Origin of the sequence: Neptuniibacter sp. 1_MG-2023, assembly GCF_030547185.1 — a bacterium.
In the GTDB taxonomy this organism is placed as follows: domain Bacteria; phylum Pseudomonadota; class Gammaproteobacteria; order Pseudomonadales; family Balneatricaceae; genus Neptuniibacter.
Window position 1 is genome coordinate 13,943 of the sequence record NZ_JAUOQR010000002.1, and the last position, 20,342, is coordinate 34,284.

Genomic DNA, 20,342 nt, shown 5'->3' on the forward strand with positions numbered 1-20,342 from the left:
GGAAATGTTGTGAAACGAATATGTATGTTTGTGAGAAACCCCGTAGTTAAGGATGCAAGGGTCCTTAAAGAAGCGGAAACCCTCGTTAATCAGGGGTATGAGGTTTCTGTTGTTGGTGTGCAGTCTGGAGAGTTTTCAACAGAGTATGAAAAACTCCCTTCGGGAGTTGATGTTTATCGTGTAGATTCAAAAGTGTATGCATATGGGTTAGAGTTTTTTGTTAAAGTTTGTTTTTTTGTTTTACTAGCATTTGTCGTTTTATTTAACGCTCCTCTTGCTACCCTTTCGGGGTATTTTGAGCGTTTATTGGATTATACTATATCCGATTTTGGCTATGTGATGGCTTGTGCTTTTTATTTTTTCTTAATATTTTGGGGGCTTAAGAGTACTCTAAAAGCGGCTAAAAGGTATTTAAGGTATAGGCAAAGATATCTTAAACTTGATGAAGATAAAAATAACAGCTCAGGGCTTTTGGTCCGATTTATAACAGCCACTAGATATCTGTTTAAAATTGTTAGCTACATTCGTTTATTTAAGCTAAGTGCTGTGGCATTGTTTTTAAGAAAAAATGGCGCAATTTATGGTCATTATGCGGGGAGCAAGCCTCTTCTACCAGCTTTAAAGCCTGATGTAATACATGCTCATGATATATCTACTTTACCTTTAGGGGTCGCGTTCTCCAAAAAGTATGGTATTCCACTTATATACGACGCTCATGAATTATATGAGGATGCTGTTGGTGTGATGCCGGTTACCAAATTACTGTATAAGTGTATTCATTGGTTTTCACAGAAACATGTTGATGGTTTTATTACTATTAGTGAGAGTTTTTCTGAAATCTATAAAAAAAGATACCCTTTACTACCTAATGCACTAGTAGTGATGAATGCAACCCGTTATGTAGGTGAAACTCAATACGACGGTCGTTTACATAAAGCAACCGGGTTGTCCAGTGAAACTAAAATTATTTTATTTCAAGGTGGCTTTACGGATCATCGAGGTATAAATAACTTACTTTTAGCATCAAAGTACCTTAAAAATAACTGGTGTTTAGTTTTTATGGGGTGGGGTAAGCTTCAAGATAAAATCGAAGAGCAGGCAAGAAAAACCCCTAATAAAGTTAAATGCATAGACGCTGCACCACAGAGCGAATTGGCTTGTTGGACATCTGGTGCAACTGTCGGTGTTATTCCATATGAAGATCATGGATTAAATCACAAGTATTGTACACCGAATAAACTGTGGGAATATCCTAATGCAGCAGTTCCTATAATGGCCTCGCCGAGGGTTGAACTCAGTAGGATAGTTACTAGTAATGGTATAGGTGAAATTTTTGAAGAACCTGTAATCCCAAGTGAATTTGCAATCCATTTAATGCTAAGTGATGAAAAAATTCAGTTGTATAAAAATAATTGTCGAGTGTTTGCAAAAGAACAGTCTTGGGGAAAATATGAAAAGGGCTTGGTCTCGCTTTATGATGATATATTGCGGAATAAAGCTTGAGGCTTGCTATAACTTTTCACAGATGAGATGTATTTTAAGGTGAGAATTCTTGTCATTAGTTTGTATTTTCGACCAGACCTTTCCGCCGGGTCTTTTCGCATGACTGCTTTCGTGGATGCATTATCATCTATGTTGCCTCAAGATTGTGTGATTGATGTGGTTACAACTGCGCCTAACCGTTATTCAAGCTATAGTGCTGATTTTTTAACGGTTGAGAAAGTAGGTAACGTGAATATTCATCGTATTGAAATCCCTCAACACAAAAGCGGTATGGTAGATCAGTCATTTGCTTATCTACGTTTTATGTATGGTGTATTTAAATACATAAAAGGTAAAAAATATGATTTGGTATTTGGAAGCTCGTCAAGATTGATGACTGCATTTAGTTCCGCTTTGATAGCTACATTCAAAGGGAGCATGCTTTGTTTAGATATAAGAGACCCCTTTGTTGATACCATTGTTGATGTTTTACCTAAGCGGTTTAAGTGGGCACTTAAATACCCTTTAAGCTGTATTGAACGATGGGCATTTAGTAGGGCTGGCTGGGTTAACTTGGTTTCGCCTGGTTTTGTTCCTTATTATTTGGACCAGTACCCTAGTGTTTTATTCAAAACTTATACTAATGGTATTGATGCGGAATTTATGACGCAAGGCTACTCCTCTGAAAGGAGCAGAACATTTAATAAAGGAAATATTTTAACGATTCTTTATGCAGGTAATATTGGTTATGGGCAGGGGTTAGATCATATTATTCCAGAGATGGCGATTAGGCTGAGAGGGAAAGCAGTCATTAAAATCATTGGCGATGGTGGCCGGTCAAATTGTTTGTTGGATGCGTTGCAGAGAAAGCAATGTGATAATGTACTAATGATAAAACCATTAAGTAGAACAGAGTTGCTTAAAGAGTATCAAGATGCAGATGTATTGTTTTTGCATTTAAATAATTTGCCTGTCTTTCTGAAGGCTTTGCCTTCAAAAATATTCGAGTATGCTGCCTTAGGTAAACCCATTTTGGCTGGTGTGGAAGGTTACCCTGCGGAGTTTATTAACAATAATATAACCAATGCTCAAGTTTTTGAGCCATGTAATTCGCAGGCTGCTCTGGATGGATTGGATTGTTTAGAGATTGCCAATATTCGAAGAGATGAATTTATTAATCAGTTTTCCAGAGAAAAGATTATGACAGAAATGGCCAAAGACGTGATGCTATTAGTAAATTCTAGGTCATGAAAACTATTTTATTAACTGGTGCTAATGGGTTCGTTGGATCTGCCATTTATGATGCATTAGCCTCATCAACTTTATATAACGTTATTCCTGTTGTTAGGAAAGGCTCTATTATAGATATTGACGGAGTTAAGTTTGTAGATGATTTTGATGCCAATAGTGATTGGAGGGGGCTATTAGAAGGTATCGATATTGTTATTCATACTGCAGGAAAAGCAGGTGATGGGACAACTGGAAGTCTTGAAAGTTATAGAGCTGTAAATACAGCAGCCACCTTAAATCTTGCTCAACAGGCAGCGATGGCAGGTGTAGATAGATTTGTATTTATTAGTTCATTAAAGGTTAATGGCGAAACGACAGCTATGAATGATCCAATTACCGAGCATACACCGGCAGAACCTGTTGGTGCGTATGCGGTATCAAAACATGAAGCTGAGATAGGGTTAAATCATATAGCAGCTAATTCTAGCTTAGATGTAGTAACGATTCGCCCCCCTATGGTCTATGGTCAGAATGCGAAAGGCAACTTTTCTGCTCTTGTTGCGCTTATTAAGAGACGGTACCCACTCCCGTTTGGCATGATTCATAACCTCCGCTCATTTGTGTCGATAGACAACCTTACTGACTTTATTCTTACTGCTCTTGAGCATCCTTCTGCTCCGAAGGGGGTGTTGTTTGTTTCAGATGGTGAAGATGTGTCTACTACGGATCTTATGTGTCGCCTAGCTGATGCTATCAAGTCTCCATTATGCCTTTTTCCAGTCCCAGTCCCTGTCATGTTATTAATAGCTGCAGCTTTTGGGAAAAAAAATGTGATGAGAAGTTTAACTGGTTCTTTTCAGGTTGATATTACGGGTACATGTGAAAGGTTGAATTGGAAGCCTACCATAAGTATGGAAAAGGGATTAGCCTATTTGGCAAGTAAGGAGTTACATAAATGATTCGCTTTTTAGATGTAATGATTTCTTTGATAGGTGTTTTTTTTCTATTTCCTCTATTTATACTACTTTTTATTATGGGCCTTTTTGATACAGGGTCCCCTTTGTTCTTTCAAGAACGTGTAGGTAAAAATGAGAAAGCATTTATCCTTGTTAAGTTTAGAACCATGAAAAAAAATTCTACATCTGTCGCTACTCATTTGATGAATATAAATGCGGTAACTAGATTTGGACATTTCCTGCGGAAAAGTAAATTAGATGAATTGCCACAGTTATGGAATGTGCTGAGAGGTGATATGAGTTTGGTAGGGCCGCGTCCAGGGCTTTTTAATCAACCTGAGTTGATATCTGAACGACGGGCTTGTGGTGTATATAGTGTGAGGCCAGGGATTACGGGGCTATCCCAAATTTCAGGTATTGATATGTCTACCCCATGCCTGATTGCTAAAACAGACAAAAGAATGATAGATGAATTAACACTCGTTAGCTACGTTGGAATTCTTTTTAAAACGCTCATGGGGGCGGGTAGCGGAGATCGTATAAAAGCCGACTAAAAATTCGAGTTAGAATTTTTTCTAGTTTATTGCTTATAGTAATAAAGAAAGTATTTACTAAAAAGTATAAATAGTGCTTTTATACTATTTATTGAATGATAGTTTACTATTTGCCATGTTCAGGCTAGGTATTGGTTTTTTTATGCTGCAGGATTTTAGTTTAAAGAGGTTGATGAGCGAAGTTAAGAGGCTGGAATGCTCTCTTAATATTAGTCGTTTTAGATTAGATGGATTGAATTATTGGCCGCTTATTCGCTTCCAAATGAATTATTATAGGAAGTACTCACAGTGGAGCTATAAGAGCGTATATAAAGTCGGTGCTGTTTCAGTAATTATGTTGGCGTCAATTATTGTATTGAATTTTCTTCGCTTTTACCTTTTATCTCTAACTAGTAGAAAGCCAAGGTTTGTGAAACCAGTCGATGATTGTACAAATGACTATTCGTGTTTGGAACAACGAGATGTATTGATAGTTGCTTTAAATAAAGAGCATCACGCAATTGTAGGAGGTAAACGAGCAGCCCCGTTGATGGATGGTATAGCTTTGTCACTGCCTGACCAGAGTTACTATAAGCTTGTTTTGGGGGCTTCAGAAGAAGAATTGAATTCTTTATTGATAGGAGGTGGTAGCCTCAGTTACCAGCGAGCAGTAAAAAGAAGGTTTGAAAACTCTTACCGCCAACCAAAAAGTTTAAGTAAGCTGTACGATACGTTAAAAGTCCTGATTAGGTGTTGGTTGGTAGAACGCAAGTTAGGTCAAACTGGATTGAAAGTTAATCCAGAAGAGCTTTTATATCGTTTAGATATGATTCAAGCTCAGAAGCAAGAATTTATGTCTTTTCTTCGGTCTTTGTCACCTAAAGTGGTATACCTGACGAGTTATACGGGTCGTACTTTTATTGTTGCAGCAGCTAAGGAACTTGGAATACCTGTTGTCGATGTTCAACATGGGGGAATGCATCGTTTTAATGTGGCATGTACACATTGGAATTATGTACCGGAGGAAGGGTATGAGCTTTTACCTGATTTTTTTTGGTGTTGGGATGGCAGTGTTGCACAGATGGTTAATGATACAATTAGTCACCATCATCAAGCCATAAGCGGGGGGAATCCTGGATATCATTTCTGGTGTTTTGGGCATGATATTGTTAAAGAAAACATGTCGGATGAGATTGTGGCAGGGATAGAGAAAGTGCAACTGCTTTCAGAGGAAAAGCCCATTGTTCTTGTTGCGTTGCAGTATGGAAAGGATGAGCTTTTAGATTCGCATGTTATTGAAGTATTCCGAGAAACACGTAACGACTATCAATGGCTATTTCGTATGCACCCTATGGGGCTTGATAGAAAAGATGAGCTATTAGATATTTTGGAAGGATCCGTGGATGTGGGGTTAGTAGATTGGGCAAGTAGTATACCTTTACCATATTTATTGATGGGTACTAGCTTTCTTCTAACAAAGTCATCTACTATCTCTAGGGAGGCTATCCCTTTCGGCATTAAATCGGTGTTTTGGTCTAAAAAAGGGGCTGAGATACATCATGATATAGTTGAGGATGGTGGTGCTGCAGTTGCTTTGAACTCCGGCGAGTTAAAAGAAATTTTATGTTCAAATGACTATATTTTAGAAAAACAGTTCGAATTATCTAATGTTGGCAAGCAGGTGTCATCGACATTGGAATATTTGAACAACTTATTCATGAATAATCGGGGTACAAAGTGAGATTTAACGCATCCGGACAGACTCCAGATCTTAGCTTTTTAAAAAATAAAGCAGTTCTTATTACTGGTGGTACAGGTACTTTTGGTAAAGCATTAGTGAAAATGCTTGTTACACAAACTAAAGTTTCTAGAATTGTGATTTACTCACGGGATGAGTTTAAACAATATAAAATGGAGCAAGAGTTTCCTCATGACAAATACCCTATGCTGCGTTTTTTTATAGGTGATGTTCGTGATGAAAAACGGTTAACTATGGCACTAGCCGGTGTCAATTATGTTTTTCACGCTGCAGCGATTAAACATGTGCCCATTGCTGAATATAACCCTTTTGAGTGTATTAAAACAAATGTGATAGGCGCTGAAAATGTTGTTACGGCCAGTATCGCCGCTGGAGTGGAAAAAGTAGTTGCTCTTTCCACCGATAAAGCGGTATCCCCTATCAATTTATATGGAGCATCGAAGTTAGCTTCAGATAAGATTTTTGTTGCAGCTAACCATATGGGAAAACCTCAGGGTACAATATTTTCAGTTGTTAGATATGGAAACGTTGTCGGTTCTAGAGGAAGTGTCATTCCATTCTTTCATGATTTAATTGCTAAAGGGGAAACAGCTCTTCCTATAACTGATGATAGGATGACACGTTTTTTTATCACAGCAGAAGAAGGTGTCAATTTTTCTCTTTCTAGTCTTGATATGATGAGGGGAGGGGAGGGGAGGTGTTTGTTCCTAAGTTGCCAAGTGCGAAAGTGATCGATATTGCCCGCTTGATGCTGCCTGATGGTGATCATAAAATAGTTGGGATGCGTCCAGGTGAAAAGTTGCATGAAGCCATGATTAGTGAGGGTGATGCTATGACTTCTGTTGAACTTGATGATCGATATGTAATTGAGTCTAATATTAGAAGTTCAGGGCATTATTCTTATAGAGAGAATGGTGCAAAGCCAGTTGATGAGTTGTTCTGTTATTCTAGCGATAATAATGATGATTGGTTCAGCGATACTGACTTGCTAGATTTAATTCAAGTTGCCACGAAGGGATGTGAGTGAATAGTTACTTGAATGCATATGGTCGACAATATATAGATGACGATGATATAGCGGCGGTTGAAAAAGTATTACGTGGTGACTTTCTTACTGGTGGACCTACTGCACTAGAGCTTGAAAGAGAAATAGCTGAAGAGCTGGGTGTTACATTTGTTTCTCTATGTAATAGTGGCACATCTGCGCTACATCTTGCGTTATTATCACTAAGTGTTGATAGTGCATGGACTGTATTTGTACCCGCTATCTCATTTGTTGCTACAGCAAATGCGGCCAGAATGTGTGGTGCTAATGTTGAGTTTGTTGATGTGGACCCTGATACGGGGTTGATGACACCGGAGACGTTAAGGTGCTGTGTTACTAATTGGATAGAACATGGAGGTAGTGGGCCCGTTGCAGTAGTTCCGGTTCACTTGGCAGGTCAAACGGTTTTACTTGAAGAAATCTATGATGAAGCTAAGGTCTATGATGCAAAGGTTATTATAGATGCTTGTCATGCTTTTGGTACAACTCAAAAAACAGTAGATGGCAGCTATGCTGTAGGTGATTGCCGATTTGCTGATGCAGAAGTTTTCTCTTTTCATCCTGTGAAAAATATTGCCATGGGAGAAGGAGGGGCTGTTACGACTAACACTCAAGAAATTGCAGAAAAAGTTAAATTATTATGTTCCCATGGCATAACGAAAGATAGTGATAAGTTTGAAAGTGAGTTTGAACAGGAAGGCATACCGCCTTGGTATTACGAAATGCAGGAGCTTGGTTTTAACTATCGAATTACCGATATTCAGGCTGCTTTGGGGATTTCACAGTTAAAAAAGTTACCGTTATTCAAAAATAAAAGAGCCGAACTAGTCGAGCGTTATCGTGTTTTACTGGGTAATAGGGTTGGTTCAACCATCAAGACTATGCCACATGTTTACGGCTGTGAAGCTATGTGGCATTTGATGGTGGTTTTGATTGATTTTTCTACAACGGTGAGAACTAAAACTGAATTAATGAAGGCCTTGCAAAAACAAGGTATCGGGAGTCAAGTTCATTACATCCCTATTTATCAGCATCCTTACTATCGTAAATTAAAAGGTTTTATTCGTCTTCCAGGGGCTGAGTTATATTATTCTCGGACGCTAAGCCTTCCTTTACATCCTAATATGAAGGTTAGAGATGTGGATCTTGTTGTGAGTGCGTTACTAAAAGAGTTGGAGTTGTAAATGGTTAATATAGAAGGAAAAACAATAGGTAATGGTAACCCTATATATATCGTTTTTGAAGTAGGTCCTACTCATAATGGGTTAGATTCAGCAAAGCGTTTGGTTAAAGCTGCAGCCGATGCAGGTGCCGATGCCGTTAAGTTCCAAATCCTTGATGCTAAACGCTTGGTGCGTGACCCAAGCATGATGGTCGAATACGGTTATCTGGCGTCAAAAAAACCTGATATTGTTGAACGCTATTCTGAACCATTGCGTGATGTATTGGTTCGTAGAGGTATGGAAAGGCATGAATGGATAGCGTTGAAAGCATATGCTGATGAACTAGGTATTACTTTCTTTGCCACGGCAAGTTATGTGGAAGAGTTAAATCTACTTGATGAGCTTGGCTGTAAGTCTGTAAAAGTTGCATCTTTGGATATTAATCATCACCCGTTCTTACGGGAAATTGCCAAACGCGATTTCTGTATTCAGCTTGATACAGGTAATGCAACATTAGGTGAAATTGAAGCGGCGATTGATATTTTAATTGATGAAGGTGCCGATAATTTTATTATCCACCATTGTCCATCTGGCTATCCAGCTCGGTTGCAAAGTATAAATTTAAGAACAATTACTACATTAAAGCAGATGTTTAATTGTCCTATTGCGTTTTCTGATCATACTTCTGGTTGGGATATGGATATTGCGGCTGCGGCTTTGGGCGTAAATTTATTGGAAAAAACGATTACTGAGGATAGATGTTGCCGTAGTCCAGAGCATGTGATGTCGCTGGAACCTCATGAATGTGAAGCGTTTGTTAATGCAATTCGAGATTTGGAAATTGCAATGGGGGGGACACGTCGTCGCCTTTCTAAAGAAGAAAGTGATCGTAGAGCGGGTCGCCGCCGCTCCGCATATATTATTGGTGGAGGGAAGTCTGGTCAGAGGGTTAGGGACTTGGAAATTGATTATTCTCGTCCAGGTAAGGGGTTACAGCCTGATGTGATCGAACAGTATTTGGATGCTAAGCTAAATAAGGATCTAGAAGATGGTCATGTTTTAAATTTACATGATCTTGAATGGTAATAAATAATGAAGCCACTGGCTATTATTCCTGCTAGAGGAGGTTCGGTAAGAATACCTAGAAAAAATGTAATGCAGCTTAATGGTAAAGCTGCGTTGGCTTATCCAATATCAGCTTGTATTTCGAGTGGTATTTTTGAAACGACTATTGTTTCTACTGATGATAAAGAAATAGCTTCTGTTGCTAAACTTAATGGGGCAGAGGTTGATATTCGTGGTCAAGGGTTGTCAGATGGGACAGCGACAATTCATAATGTAGTTGAAGATCTGCTAAATCGTTACTTGTTATCGGGTAGTGTCCCTGAATATTTCTGCATAGTTTATGCAACAGCGGTTTTAGTGGAAGCAAAGCATTTAAAGGAGAGCTTTGAATTACTGAAGGCTTCAGAAACAGATGCGGTACTCGCAGTAAAAGAGTTTGATCTTCATCCATACAAGGCTTTGGAGCTTAAAAATAAGGTTTTAAGTCCAGCCTTCCCAGATAAATTTGTTTTGAAGTCGCAAGAGTATCCTAAATATGTCGCACCTGCTGGTGCTTTTCATTGGATGCGTACAGCCTCGTTTTTACATAATCTACGTAGTATTTGGTCAATAAATAGGCTTCCTTATGTTTTAAACTCACATGAGGCAGTTGACCTAGATGAACCTTCTGATATTGAATTAGTAAAACGTTTGCTTTTTGCAAAAGAGCATATGTTTTGAATGCATATTTATGATTGTTTTTCGTGTAGATGCTGGTGAAAAGGTCGGTTATGGGCATCTCAATCGTTGTGTAAATATAGCCAAAGAGCTTAGAGCTCAAAGTGTAGATGTTATTTTTGCATTTCCTAAAGTGGATCCAAAAATAACTTATATTCTTGATGGTTTTCAGTGGGTTAGCCTTCATGCTCAGTGCTCTGAATCTGTTTCTCCATTAGGTGAGTTGAAATTTTTATCTAGTGCTGTTGGTCGCTCTGCACTGTTAATAGATAGCTTTTGTCTCGATTATGAATATGAAACACTAGCTAAGAGTTTTTTTACAGCGGTTATTGCTATTGATGGGATGGCAAGGCCGCATGCATGTGATCTGCTTATAGCTCCTTCTGAAAAAAAAATACATCCTACTTGTTATAAATTTAATGGTTTTAGAGTAAAACAAGGGTTGGATTTTATTCTAATTGATCCGGTGTTTTCAGCTAGGCAATGGATGAGAAAAACTCCAGATAAAGGAAAAGGAAATTTATTAATAAACTTGGGAGGAGGGGATAATATAATCGAGATAGAATATATTCTTGATAGCCTTGAAAGTATTGCTTTTCTGGGAAATATTTTTGTTGTTGGATGTGAATTATCAAAAGAAAAATACAGCAAGTTAACTTTAACTTGTATTGAGTGGTGTCGTGATTTAATTGGTCTGTTAATGAATATTGATGCGGTAATAGGGGCAGCAGGAGTTTCTGCTTGGGAGAGAGCTGCATTAGGCATTCCATCTTGTACTTTTGTTTTGGCGGCTAACCAAAAGCATGTTGCTCAAACGTTGGAACGTGAAAATGCTAGCACTATTTTTTCGGGACGCCCGAGTCAATTTGGAACGAAAACGTTACAATCCGGCATTATGGCTGTGTTATATGATGACGGTGTAAGACGACTTTATTCCGAAAACTCTAAGCGTTGCGTAGATGGAAAAGGTGTTGAACGTGTAAGTGAACAAATCATTAATCAATTAAAAGGGTTTTAGTACATCTATGCCGGGAATCTTTCTATTATCTTCTGAAAGAAGTGGTACGAATCTTTTAAAAAAAAGGTTGTGTGACTCTAATGGTAGTATTTGTAATGTGCCGCCGGTGCATCTGTTAAGAACATTAGGTTATTGGGAGTCCCAGTTTGGAGACTTAGCCGAAGAGTCGGTGTGGGAGAGCTTAATTTCTTTTGCTTTACGTTGTTGTTATGAAAGAGCTGTTCCATGGAAATATGTTTTTACATATGAGAGTGTGAAAAAAAACTACCAAAGGAAATATAAAGATCAACGTTCTTTAGTACGTTTAACTGATGTCTTTTACTCTATGTATGCTTCTGAAGAGGGTAAGAACTGGTACTTCTGTAAAGATTTATGGCTATTCGATTTTTCTAATAGAATTGCAAATGAAATTCCTGATAGTTACTTTATCCAGTTAGTCCGAGACCCTAGAGATTATGTAGTTAGTCAGTTAAAAAGACCTTATTCGCATTGCTCTGTAATCAAACATGCTGAGTGCTGGAATAGTGAAACTATCCGGAGTTCAAATGCATTAGTGTCCCTTGCTATTAAAGATAAGAGCTTCTTTGTCACTTACGAGTCTTTTTTGGAGGATGAGTTGGCTTGTATCAATGCTATAAATCAGTGGTTGAATATTGCAGAGCAAGGGCTCTTTACTACTGATTCAGGTAGTTATGACTTCCATGAGTGGAAAAACATTCATCTTCCAACAATGCGAGATAATTTCGATAAATATAAAAAAAACCTTTCAAATGTACAGATTAATACAGTTGAGTCTATTTGCTGGGTTGCTATGCGTAATATGGGTTACAAGACTGAAGCTGAATTTAGACCATCTATCAGTAAAATATTTAAAGTATGGGACACCATCTGTTTTTTTGTGTTAAGTCCAATAAAGCACAAGATAAACAAATTCAAGTTTAGGAATGAAAGCATTAATCGGTGGGCAGCAAGAGGGTTAATTGATGATCTTGAGAAAAGGTATAGATAATGGAACCCTTATATGCAAATGATTTTCAGTTGCTGGCTTTAAATAATTCACTATCTGATTTTAATCAGCAGCTGTTAACTAAGCAGATGCCTGAGTCAAATGTTCTGTTTTTGATTGGTGTACCGAGATCAGGAACCACGTTTTTAACACAGCTGCTGATTGATAAGCTGGATATTGGCTATATCTCAAATACGATAGCGCGGTTTTGGAAAGTACCAGCCGTAGGCGCACTTCTACAGAATACGTTACTAGATGGAAAAAATTATCAGATTGATGGTAAATCAAAATTCGGTGCGACCTCTGGGCCTTTGGGGCCTCATGAGTTTGGTTTCTTTTGGCAGCGCTGGTTTCCTTATGGTAAAACTCATTTTGTCACTACAGGTCAGAATGGAAAGCAATTATGTAGAGAGGTTGCAGCCTTAGAAAGTACATTAGGCAAGCCTATGATGTTCAAAAATCTTGCTGCTTGTTCTCTTCATGCGTATTGGTTATCTGAAGTGTTTCCATCTGCTCGGTTTCTTCTTATTAGGCGAAATCCTATCGACGTCGCTCGTTCAATATATAAGGCTCGGATTGTAAGAGAGGGGGGGGTTGAACATTGGTTTTCTGTTAAACCTCCTAGTTATTTGGAACTGCGTGATTTGTCAGTAGAGGAGCAGATAGCTCGGCAGATTTTAGATATAGAACTTCATATTTCTCAGCAGTTGAGTCGAATTGACTCTTCTAGATGGCGAGTTGTTGATTATGATCGTATGATTACTAACCCTAATGAGGTAGCCCGTGTTGCTGGTTCTTTGATGAATATGGGGGCAGAAAACATGTCGCCGGTTAAAAACATTTTGGCCTTATCTTCTAGTGAGAAAGTTAGTGATATTTTGGATGATATGGTAACTAAAATAGTTCTGGATAACGAATACTGGAAGCAGCTATATAGTGAGGTTGATAATGTCTCAAGAGATTAAGGTTGCGGTGATGCAACCTACCTATTTTCCATGGTGTGGTTATTTTGAGCTTATAAATAAAGTCGATAAATTTGTCTTTCTTGATGATGTCCCTCTCGCTATGCAGAGGCCTAATTGGCAAAAAGAAAATAGGATTCTCGGTCCGCAAGGAGCACGCTGGATTAGAGTTCCGGCTATCCGAACTAGAGGGGATGTGAGTTTCATAAATGATGTTATAGTCGATGATAGTAAGCATTGGCGATCCAAACATTTATCCTTGATGCTCGAGTTATATCAAAAATCAGATTTTTTTGGGCTTATTTATCCCTCTATCGCTTCGTTGTTAAATGAGGGTAATACTAATAACTTAGCTGAGATTAATATTGGGCTCATTGTGTTGTTATCTGAGTATCTAGAATTGGATGTTGAATTTTATCGATCTAGTGAGTTAGTTGGAGTGTCGGGAGTTAAGCAGGATCGCATCTTAAGTATCTGTGGATCTGTTAATGGAACTTCATACTATTCTCCACAAGGTGCAATGGATTATATTTCCTCTAGTGTATTTGAAGAGAATAATATTAAGCTTACGTTTCAAGAGTACACCCATCCTGAATATAACCAGTTTAATAACATAGGCCCATTTGTGAGTCATTTATCAGTTATTGATGTGATTAGTAATTACGGTAAGGCCGCTCGTGATATTATTGTTTCAGGGGCATAGGGGAATAAGCTTTGAAAGAAATATGTATAGGTGCTAAAAAACTAGGTCGTGATGAGCCTCCTTTTATTGTAGCGGAGCTTTCAGCAAATCATGCTGGAAGTATGGACAAGGTTCGAAGTATGATTGCCGCTGCAGCTGCGAGTGGTGTTGATGCTATTAAGCTGCAAACCTACACTGCTGATACAATTACGTTGGATTCAGATAGGCCGGAGTTCCAAATAACAAAAGGCCCTCGAGCTGGAATGTCATTGTATGAGCTTTATCAGAAAGCATCGACTCCTTGGGAATGGCATCAAGAAATATTTTCGATTGCGAGAGAGAGCGGTTTGGAGGTTTTTAGTAGTCCTTTTGACCTTACTGCAGTTGATTTTTTGGAAAGTTTAGAGGTTCCTGCATATAAAATAGCATCCTTTGAGTTGGTTGATATACCCCTGATTCGAAGGGTCGCTCGTACTGGAAAACCAGTAATTATGTCTACAGGTATGGCAACTCTGGCTGATATCCAAGGCGCGATTAGTGCATGCTATGCTGAAGGTAATCATCAAGTTATTGTTCTTCATTGTGTTTCAGGTTATCCAACACCAGTCGAGGAAATGAACCTACAGAATATACCCTATATGGCAGAGCAGTTTGATTGTTTAGTTGGTTTATCTGATCATACTTTAAGTGTAGATGTGGCTATATCTTCAGTCGCCCTTGGTGCGTGCTTTATTGAAAAGCATTTTACGTTGAATCGGGCTGATAATGACCTTGATAGTGCTTTCTCTTTAGAGCCTTTAGAGTTTCAGCACTTAGTTACTTCCTCAAAGGCCGTATGGTCTGCTATGGGCAGGAAAGGGTTTATAGCTAAAGAAAGTGAATCATATACTAAGCGTTTAAGGCGTTCCCTATATGTGGTGAAAGATATTGATGAAGGTGACGTTTTTACAAGTGAAAATGTTCGTTCTGTTCGTCCTTGTAATGGGTTGCCTCCAAAGTTTTATGATCAAATTATAGGAGCTGAGTGTATGCGTAAGGTGCAAAAGAATACACCTTTGTCTTCAGACATGATTAAGGGCTTTGATTGCTAAGCAGCATATAAATCAAGTTTATTGCCTAGTAGCTATATTATACTAAATTGTGAGAGCTCAATTGTTATCTTATTTTACGCAGCTATCGAGAACTCAGAAGCGCTTGGTTTTTCTGGTTTCTGATTCTTGTTCTTTAGTATTATGTAGCTGGCTTAGCTTTGCTTTGAGGTACGGTGAGTTTACGGCTAATGGTTTTATTCATTGGCCTGCTTATTTGTTAGCACCTTCCGTTGCGATACCTGTTTTTATTCGGTTCGGTCTTTATCGTGCTGTAATAAGATATATAGGTAATAAAGCGCTGTGGACTGTTGTTAAAGCGGTCACGCTGTCAGTGCTTATATGGGCTACATTTGTTCATCTTCTAGGGCTTCCACAAGCAGTTCCCCGTTCGGTTATTTTTATTTATTGGTTTGTTGCAATTGTGGCGGTAGGGGGGAGTCGTATGTTTGCTAGGTGGCTTATTTTACATAAGTTTCCGGGTGGGCAGCAAAAGGCGAAGGCTGAGTCACAGCGAGTAATTATCTACGGGGCTGGAGCTTCGGGAAGACAATTAGCTGAAGCGCTATACCATTCTAAAGAATTTAGCACTGTTGCTTATATAGATGATAATTCTGTGTTACATGGACTGGAAGTTAATTCTATTCGGGTTTTTCCAGCAAATAAAGTGGCATTATTAATCGAGCAATATGACGTTGATTCAATATTATTAGCAATTCCTTCGGCTTCTATACAGCGTAGAAAAGAGATAATTGATGAGCTCTCTCAGTATAAGTTGAAAGTATTAACTCTACCCGGCTTGTCAGATATTGCTGGTGGTAAAGTGAGTATTAGTGACGTTCGTGAAGTGGATATTGCTGATTTACTGGGGCGTGATGAGGTTGCGCCTAATAGAGAACTCTTAGGTTCTTGTATCAGAGATCAGTCCGTAATAGTCACTGGCGCGGGAGGATCAATCGGTTCTGAGTTGTGTCGGCAGATTCTTAAGCAGCAACCTAATGTGTTGGTTCTTTTCGAGTTGTCAGAGTTTTCGCTTTATAGTATAGAAAAAGAGTTGTTAGCCTTGGGGTCTGGGCAGACAGTAATTATCCCAGTTTTAGGCAGTGTGACAGATAAGGTTCACCTAGAAAAAATCCTTCAATCTTACCGCGTTGATACTGTATATCATGCGGCGGCTTACAAGCATGTACCTATAGTTGAGTCCAATAATATAGCTGGCTTACAAAATAATATTTTGGGTACTTGGCGGTGTGCCGAAGCTGCTATTTCTGCGGGTGTGAGAAATTTTGTTTTAATCTCGACAGACAAAGCGGTGCGACCCACTAATGTGATGGGGGCGAGTAAGCGTTTTGCTGAATTAGTGCTTCAAGGGCTTAGCAAGAGGGAGGAACATTGTTCTGATATCCGTTTTGCAATTGTTCGCTTTGGTAATGTGTTGGGCTCCTCAGGATCGGTTATTCCTTTGTTTAAGGAACAAATTAGTCAGGGAGGACCTGTAACCGTTACCGATCCTGAGATTACGCGCTATTTTATGACGATTCCTGAGGCGGCCTCTTTGGTGATACAAGCAGGTTCTATGGGCGCTTCAGGGGATGTTTTTGTGCTAGATATGGGTGAGCCAGTCAAAATTTTCGATTTAGCAAAACAGATGATTAATCTTACAGGATTGTCTGTTAGAAATGCTCAAAACCCATCAGGTGATATTGAGATTGATTTCACTGGGTTGAGAAACGGTGAAAAACTATATGAAGAGTTGTTGATCGGTGATGATGTGTTGGAAACCACTCATCCTATGATTATGCGTGCTCAGGAAGTGATGCTTCCTTGGGATCAGCTAGAACTTGTATTAGATAGTTTGCAAGTTGCATTAGAGTCATTTGATTATGATGCCATACGTGAGATTTTATTGCAGAATGTGAATGGCTATAATCCGCAGCATGAAATTCGTGATCTGTTGTATGATTTTAAGCTCGGTAAGTGAGAAGTTTAGGGGGCAATTTTTGATGGGCTCCTCTGCTGTTATTTTTCTACGTTATAGACCTGCTGATAGGATCAAAATATTATATTGAAGCGTTGCTTGTACCATGTTGGGTTAAAGGAATTAAGCTAACCATTGGAGTCAACTGTCGTGTTATTTGGACTATTTAAATTATTTGGTAGAAATAAAAAGATCGCTGCTGACAAGAGTGTTAAGCCGGTAAGACCGTCTAATGAATTGACTGGCAAGCCTTTGAAACCTCTCGGACAGCTCGTAAATGAAGCTTATCATGGACATGATCTTGAGTTGACAAAGGTAGAGTCGCATCCATTTCTTACCGAGTTTGATCTGTTTACTCTCTCTGAGATCGATGAGGAGCAAGTCACGCGAGCACAGCAGTTGTGCGAAAAACTACCCGATCCGCACCCGGTGCAATCAAAGTTAGCCGGTGGTCTTGATACACCACAGGAGTTGATTGAAACACTCGCGACAGATCCAGGCCTCACCGCTGGTGTTCTACAGACGGTGAACTCAGCCGCTTTTGCATTAACCTCACCTATTTCAAGTGTCCAGCACGCGGTTAATTACCTTGGTGTTAGTTTTGTTAAAAGTTTAATCTCCCAAGCGGCGATAGCGGATCAAACCAAAAGTTGTTCAGATGTAGAAAAAACCGCATTGCAGCGAGTCTGGTTATCCACAGCGGTTGGGAGTGCATTTGCGACCTTATTGGGTCAACATTCGGGCGATCCTCGCCCCTCGGTTCTAGCTACTAAAGCCCTGTTTTTTAATCTAGGCGACCTAGCTTTTATTCTTGGTGAAAAAGGCGCACACGCTTGGTATGCAGAAGGCATGACGTTGCTAGATAGAGTTAAAGCGCAGCAACAAACGTGTGGTGTAAATTCGTCTATCGTTGGCTCTGCGTTAGCAAGAAAGTGGGGCTTACCAGCGGAGATTGAGCGTGCCATTGGTAATTCGATGCTTCCACTCGTTAAAACACCTACGGAATTAGCGTTAAAAGACGATGAGCTGAAAGATAGCATACTACTTTATTTGGCTGGCCGTGTCGGTGATAGTGTCGCTTATGAAGGCCTACGCGACTTGGCCGAATTTACTATAGAAACAATAGATGAACCTAGCACCTTTCTTATGAAAAGCCATCTAGAGGCTTCTGAGCAAAAGCTGGTTATTAATCTGCTTTCAGATATTGGGTTTCGTAAGAAATTCAATCGCCTTTTATCTACATTGGCTATTTGAGCCGAGGGATTATCTAAGGGTGTATTACCTCTGCTGAGTTCAATAGGTTATTGATATTTATCTGGCTCGATTAATAGGGGATCGCTCTATCATAATCGCTGTTATCCTGTTGTTATTAAAGGAGCCCTTTTGATAGAAAGCGCCTTTATAGGTGCGCTTTTATAAGTGCTACTCCTTGATCCGTGTTAACGTTTTTCTAAGCTTAGTCTTTAAAGCTAAATAGAGCAGGGGCTTTTCGAATAACTAATTCCAGCGTTCACTCATCGAACAGCGAAAAATCAACGCTGACTTCAAAGCCATCTTCTCGTCCCGTCGCGGGGGAGTTAAATGTCATCGTTGCGCCCACGCCCGTAACGATGGCATCGACAATGGCTAAGCCAAGCCCTAAACCTTGCGCCTTAGTCGCGGATCTAACGAACCGGTGCTGCAGTCGCGCAAGAGTTTCGGCAGGAATAACCCGAGCACTATTAACAATATTTAATATCCCGTTGGCAGAAAAGCTAACCTCGATCGGCTGGTCTGAGTCGCCATGTTTTATCGCATTGTCGATTAAATTGCGCACCAAAATAGCAAAGGCATCGGGATCTATAGTCGATTTAAATTCGCTGGGCGGTAACGTTAACCTAATAGTTGCTGCGGGAGCCGATCGCTGGCTGTCATCAACAATCAGCTGCAATAGATTTATGAGATCACTCTGCTGCGTTGATAACAGACCGCCCCCTTCCACCTTGGCTAACTGCATCAGCTTTTCTGACAAAGCGGATAAGCCTCGGATGGTCGTTTCAACTTTCTGCATCTTCTCTTTAAGTGGGCTATCTGAAACCCCGTGTTGCAGGCGCTGAATCTGAGCCAATGCCGTTGCAATAGGCGTGCGCAACTCATGGGCACTATTGGCGGTAAAGGATCGTTCCGATTCTAAGGCTCGGCGTAAGCGTTCCAATAAGTCATTTACCGAGGTAGCGATCGTGTGAAGCTCGGTTGGCAGGTCTTTGGTTTCAATCGGTGAAAGATCACCACTACCACGGGATTCAATCGCTTTTCTATAAACCAGCACGTGACGCAAACTGTATCGTACAAAGGCCCAGGTCCCGATAAAGCAGAGCGGGATCAACAAGAGGAGTGGCCAGAGTAAGCTAGCGGCCATTGCAAAGATGGCTTTTCGCCTTTGAGTTAGAGGCTCGGCAACCTCGATGTGTAATGTATTTTGTACTGCCCACGCCCCATAAAATCGGTAATTTTCCGATGAACTAAAACCTTTTAATAACGTTTTATTGAACATCAGCGGATCCGCATTATGGGATTGCAATAAAATCGTGCCTGACGCATCACGTACAAGGTATACCAGCGGTTCATCGTGGGCTTCGAATGACATGATTTGTTGTAATTGCCCTGGCTCCTCTCGGTTGGTTATCTCAACTACCGCAAGGGGCATGATACGTTGAGCGGTTTCGGCCAATGCGCTATCGAAGAGGGTATTCAGCTTATTCTGTGAAACATAGACGGTGCTCAATAGCGCCAATAACCAGAGTAAAGTCACACCCAAGGTTAAGCCAATACCTAAGGTTTTTTGGAGACTTTTTGGTGCCTTTATCTGCGTTGATCTCATGAGGACCTCATGCGATAGCCTAGTCCGCGCACTGTTTCTAACTGGCCTTTATCCAGTTTTTTCCGTAGCCGACTGACATAAACTTCAATGGTATTACTTTCGATCTCGGCGCCAAAAGCATAAAGGTGATCTTCCAACTGTGACTTCGAGAGGACGTTGCCTGGATGTTGAACAAAGGCTTCAAACAGCGCCCACTCTCGGGCCGTTAAATTGATGGCCACACCCTCACGAGAAATAAAGTGTTTGTTGAGATCGACGTCTAATGTGCCAACCTTAATGATAGGGTTTGGGTTGCCACTGTAACGTCTAGAAACAGCAGCGATGCGCGCGGAAAGCTCTGATAGATCAAAGGGTTTTACCAGATAATCATCCGCGCCGGCATTTAATCCTTCGATACGATCAGACAGTTGATCTCTGGCGGTTAAAATAATCACGGGCGTTGCTTCACCGGACCTGCGTATCTTTTTCAACAGATCAATTCCGTTGCCGTCCGGCAGCATGAGATCAAGCAGAATCAGATCATAATGGGTGATCTGTAGGCTGGCGTCCGCATGGGACAGATTTTTAACCCAATCGACCGCGTGCCCTTCATCGCTGATCTGATCTCGTATGACTTCCCCTAAACCCTCGGCATCCTCTACCAGTAATAATCGCATCTCTTATCCTTAGATCTTCGCAGTCAGGCTGATCATAACCACAATTCCTGACAATAAACTGAAAGCGCCGTGATTAATAATATCAACACATAAGCTCTCTTACAGTTTACGCCTCACTGATTGATTAGGCTCGACTAATCCA

Annotated in this window: 19 protein-coding genes; 17 read left to right on the forward strand and 2 right to left on the reverse strand. The window is 40.1% G+C overall.

Translation table 11 applies throughout. The features are described 5' to 3' along the window. The first annotated feature begins 9 nt into the window (after positions 1-9). The 17 genes from Q4492_RS02840 to Q4492_RS02920 all read left to right on the forward strand — a co-directional run bounded on the left by Q4492_RS02840 (position 10) and on the right by Q4492_RS02920 (position 17,938). Complete coding sequence (locus Q4492_RS02840) at positions 10-1,503, forward strand: glycosyltransferase (RefSeq protein ID WP_303415743.1); 1,494 nt, start codon at positions 10-12, stop codon at positions 1,501-1,503. Positions 1,504-1,602: 99 nt separating this feature from the next. Next, positions 1,603-2,733 carry a glycosyltransferase family 4 protein gene (locus Q4492_RS02845; protein WP_303415744.1) on the forward strand — a complete coding sequence of 377 codons (1,131 nt, stop codon included), beginning with the start codon at positions 1,603-1,605 and terminating at the stop codon, positions 2,731-2,733. Then, positions 2,730-3,671 (forward strand): NAD-dependent epimerase/dehydratase family protein, encoded by a 942-nt coding sequence (locus tag Q4492_RS02850; protein ID WP_303415745.1) that lies wholly within the window; start codon positions 2,730-2,732, stop codon positions 3,669-3,671. Before Q4492_RS02845 ends, Q4492_RS02850 begins: the two co-directional genes overlap by 4 nt. After that, complete coding sequence (locus Q4492_RS02855) at positions 3,668-4,222, forward strand: sugar transferase (RefSeq protein WP_303415746.1); 555 nt, start codon at positions 3,668-3,670, stop codon at positions 4,220-4,222. The genes Q4492_RS02850 and Q4492_RS02855 overlap by 4 nt, the downstream gene beginning before the upstream one ends. A 172-nt stretch (positions 4,223-4,394) precedes the next feature. Beyond that, the gene (locus Q4492_RS02860) at positions 4,395-5,942 is read left to right on the forward strand and encodes a hypothetical protein (RefSeq protein WP_303415747.1); all 1,548 of its coding nucleotides are present in this window, start codon (positions 4,395-4,397) and stop codon (positions 5,940-5,942) included. Beyond that, complete coding sequence (locus Q4492_RS02865) at positions 5,939-6,691, forward strand: SDR family NAD(P)-dependent oxidoreductase (RefSeq protein WP_303415748.1); 753 nt, start codon at positions 5,939-5,941, stop codon at positions 6,689-6,691. The genes Q4492_RS02860 and Q4492_RS02865 overlap by 4 nt, the downstream gene beginning before the upstream one ends. Further along, positions 6,658-6,987: a polysaccharide biosynthesis protein gene (locus Q4492_RS02870; protein WP_303415749.1), complete on the forward strand. Its 330-nt coding sequence runs from the start codon at positions 6,658-6,660 to the stop codon at positions 6,985-6,987. Before Q4492_RS02865 ends, Q4492_RS02870 begins: the two co-directional genes overlap by 34 nt. Beyond that, a complete protein-coding gene (gene pseC, locus Q4492_RS02875) occupies positions 6,984-8,189 on the forward strand; it encodes a UDP-4-amino-4,6-dideoxy-N-acetyl-beta-L-altrosamine transaminase (protein ID WP_303415750.1) in 1,206 nt (401 codons plus the stop codon). Before Q4492_RS02870 ends, pseC begins: the two co-directional genes overlap by 4 nt. Then, on the forward strand, positions 8,190-9,254 hold the full coding sequence (locus tag Q4492_RS02880) for an N-acetylneuraminate synthase family protein (protein WP_303415751.1): 1,065 nt from the start codon (positions 8,190-8,192) through the stop codon (positions 9,252-9,254). 6 nt (positions 9,255-9,260) lie between these two features. After that, positions 9,261-9,953 (forward strand): acylneuraminate cytidylyltransferase family protein, encoded by a 693-nt coding sequence (locus Q4492_RS02885; RefSeq protein ID WP_303415752.1) that lies wholly within the window; start codon positions 9,261-9,263, stop codon positions 9,951-9,953. A gap of 10 nt (positions 9,954-9,963) precedes the next feature. Beyond that, on the forward strand, positions 9,964-10,968 hold the full coding sequence (locus Q4492_RS02890) for a hypothetical protein (RefSeq protein WP_303415753.1): 1,005 nt from the start codon (positions 9,964-9,966) through the stop codon (positions 10,966-10,968). Between the two features lie 7 nt (positions 10,969-10,975). Further along, positions 10,976-11,977: a sulfotransferase gene (locus Q4492_RS02895; protein WP_303415754.1), complete on the forward strand. Its 1,002-nt coding sequence runs from the start codon at positions 10,976-10,978 to the stop codon at positions 11,975-11,977. Next, positions 11,977-12,939 carry a sulfotransferase gene (locus Q4492_RS02900; RefSeq protein WP_303415755.1) on the forward strand — a complete coding sequence of 321 codons (963 nt, stop codon included), beginning with the start codon at positions 11,977-11,979 and terminating at the stop codon, positions 12,937-12,939. Before Q4492_RS02895 ends, Q4492_RS02900 begins: the two co-directional genes overlap by 1 nt. Beyond that, positions 12,923-13,639, forward strand: a complete 717-nt coding sequence (locus Q4492_RS02905; RefSeq protein ID WP_303415756.1) for a WbqC family protein — start codon at positions 12,923-12,925, stop codon at positions 13,637-13,639. Before Q4492_RS02900 ends, Q4492_RS02905 begins: the two co-directional genes overlap by 17 nt. 11 nt (positions 13,640-13,650) lie before the next feature. Beyond that, positions 13,651-14,709, forward strand: coding sequence for a pseudaminic acid synthase (pseI, locus tag Q4492_RS02910; RefSeq protein WP_303415757.1), 1,059 nt, complete (start codon positions 13,651-13,653; stop codon positions 14,707-14,709). Between the two features lie 163 nt (positions 14,710-14,872). Further along, positions 14,873-16,687: a nucleoside-diphosphate sugar epimerase/dehydratase gene (locus tag Q4492_RS02915; protein ID WP_303415758.1), complete on the forward strand. Its 1,815-nt coding sequence runs from the start codon at positions 14,873-14,875 to the stop codon at positions 16,685-16,687. Positions 16,688-16,834: 147 nt separating this feature from the next. Next, positions 16,835-17,938 carry an HDOD domain-containing protein gene (locus Q4492_RS02920; protein WP_303415759.1) on the forward strand — a complete coding sequence of 368 codons (1,104 nt, stop codon included), beginning with the start codon at positions 16,835-16,837 and terminating at the stop codon, positions 17,936-17,938. Positions 17,939-18,194: 256 nt separating this feature from the next. Here the strand turns inward: Q4492_RS02920 and Q4492_RS02925 are convergent, their stop codons facing one another. After that, positions 18,195-19,544, reverse strand: a complete 1,350-nt coding sequence (locus Q4492_RS02925; protein ID WP_303415760.1) for a HAMP domain-containing sensor histidine kinase — start codon at positions 19,542-19,544, stop codon at positions 18,195-18,197. Beyond that, complete coding sequence (locus tag Q4492_RS02930; RefSeq protein ID WP_215952194.1) at positions 19,541-20,200, reverse strand: response regulator transcription factor; 660 nt, start codon at positions 20,198-20,200, stop codon at positions 19,541-19,543. The genes Q4492_RS02925 and Q4492_RS02930 overlap by 4 nt, the downstream gene beginning before the upstream one ends. Positions 20,201-20,342 lie beyond the last annotated feature (142 nt).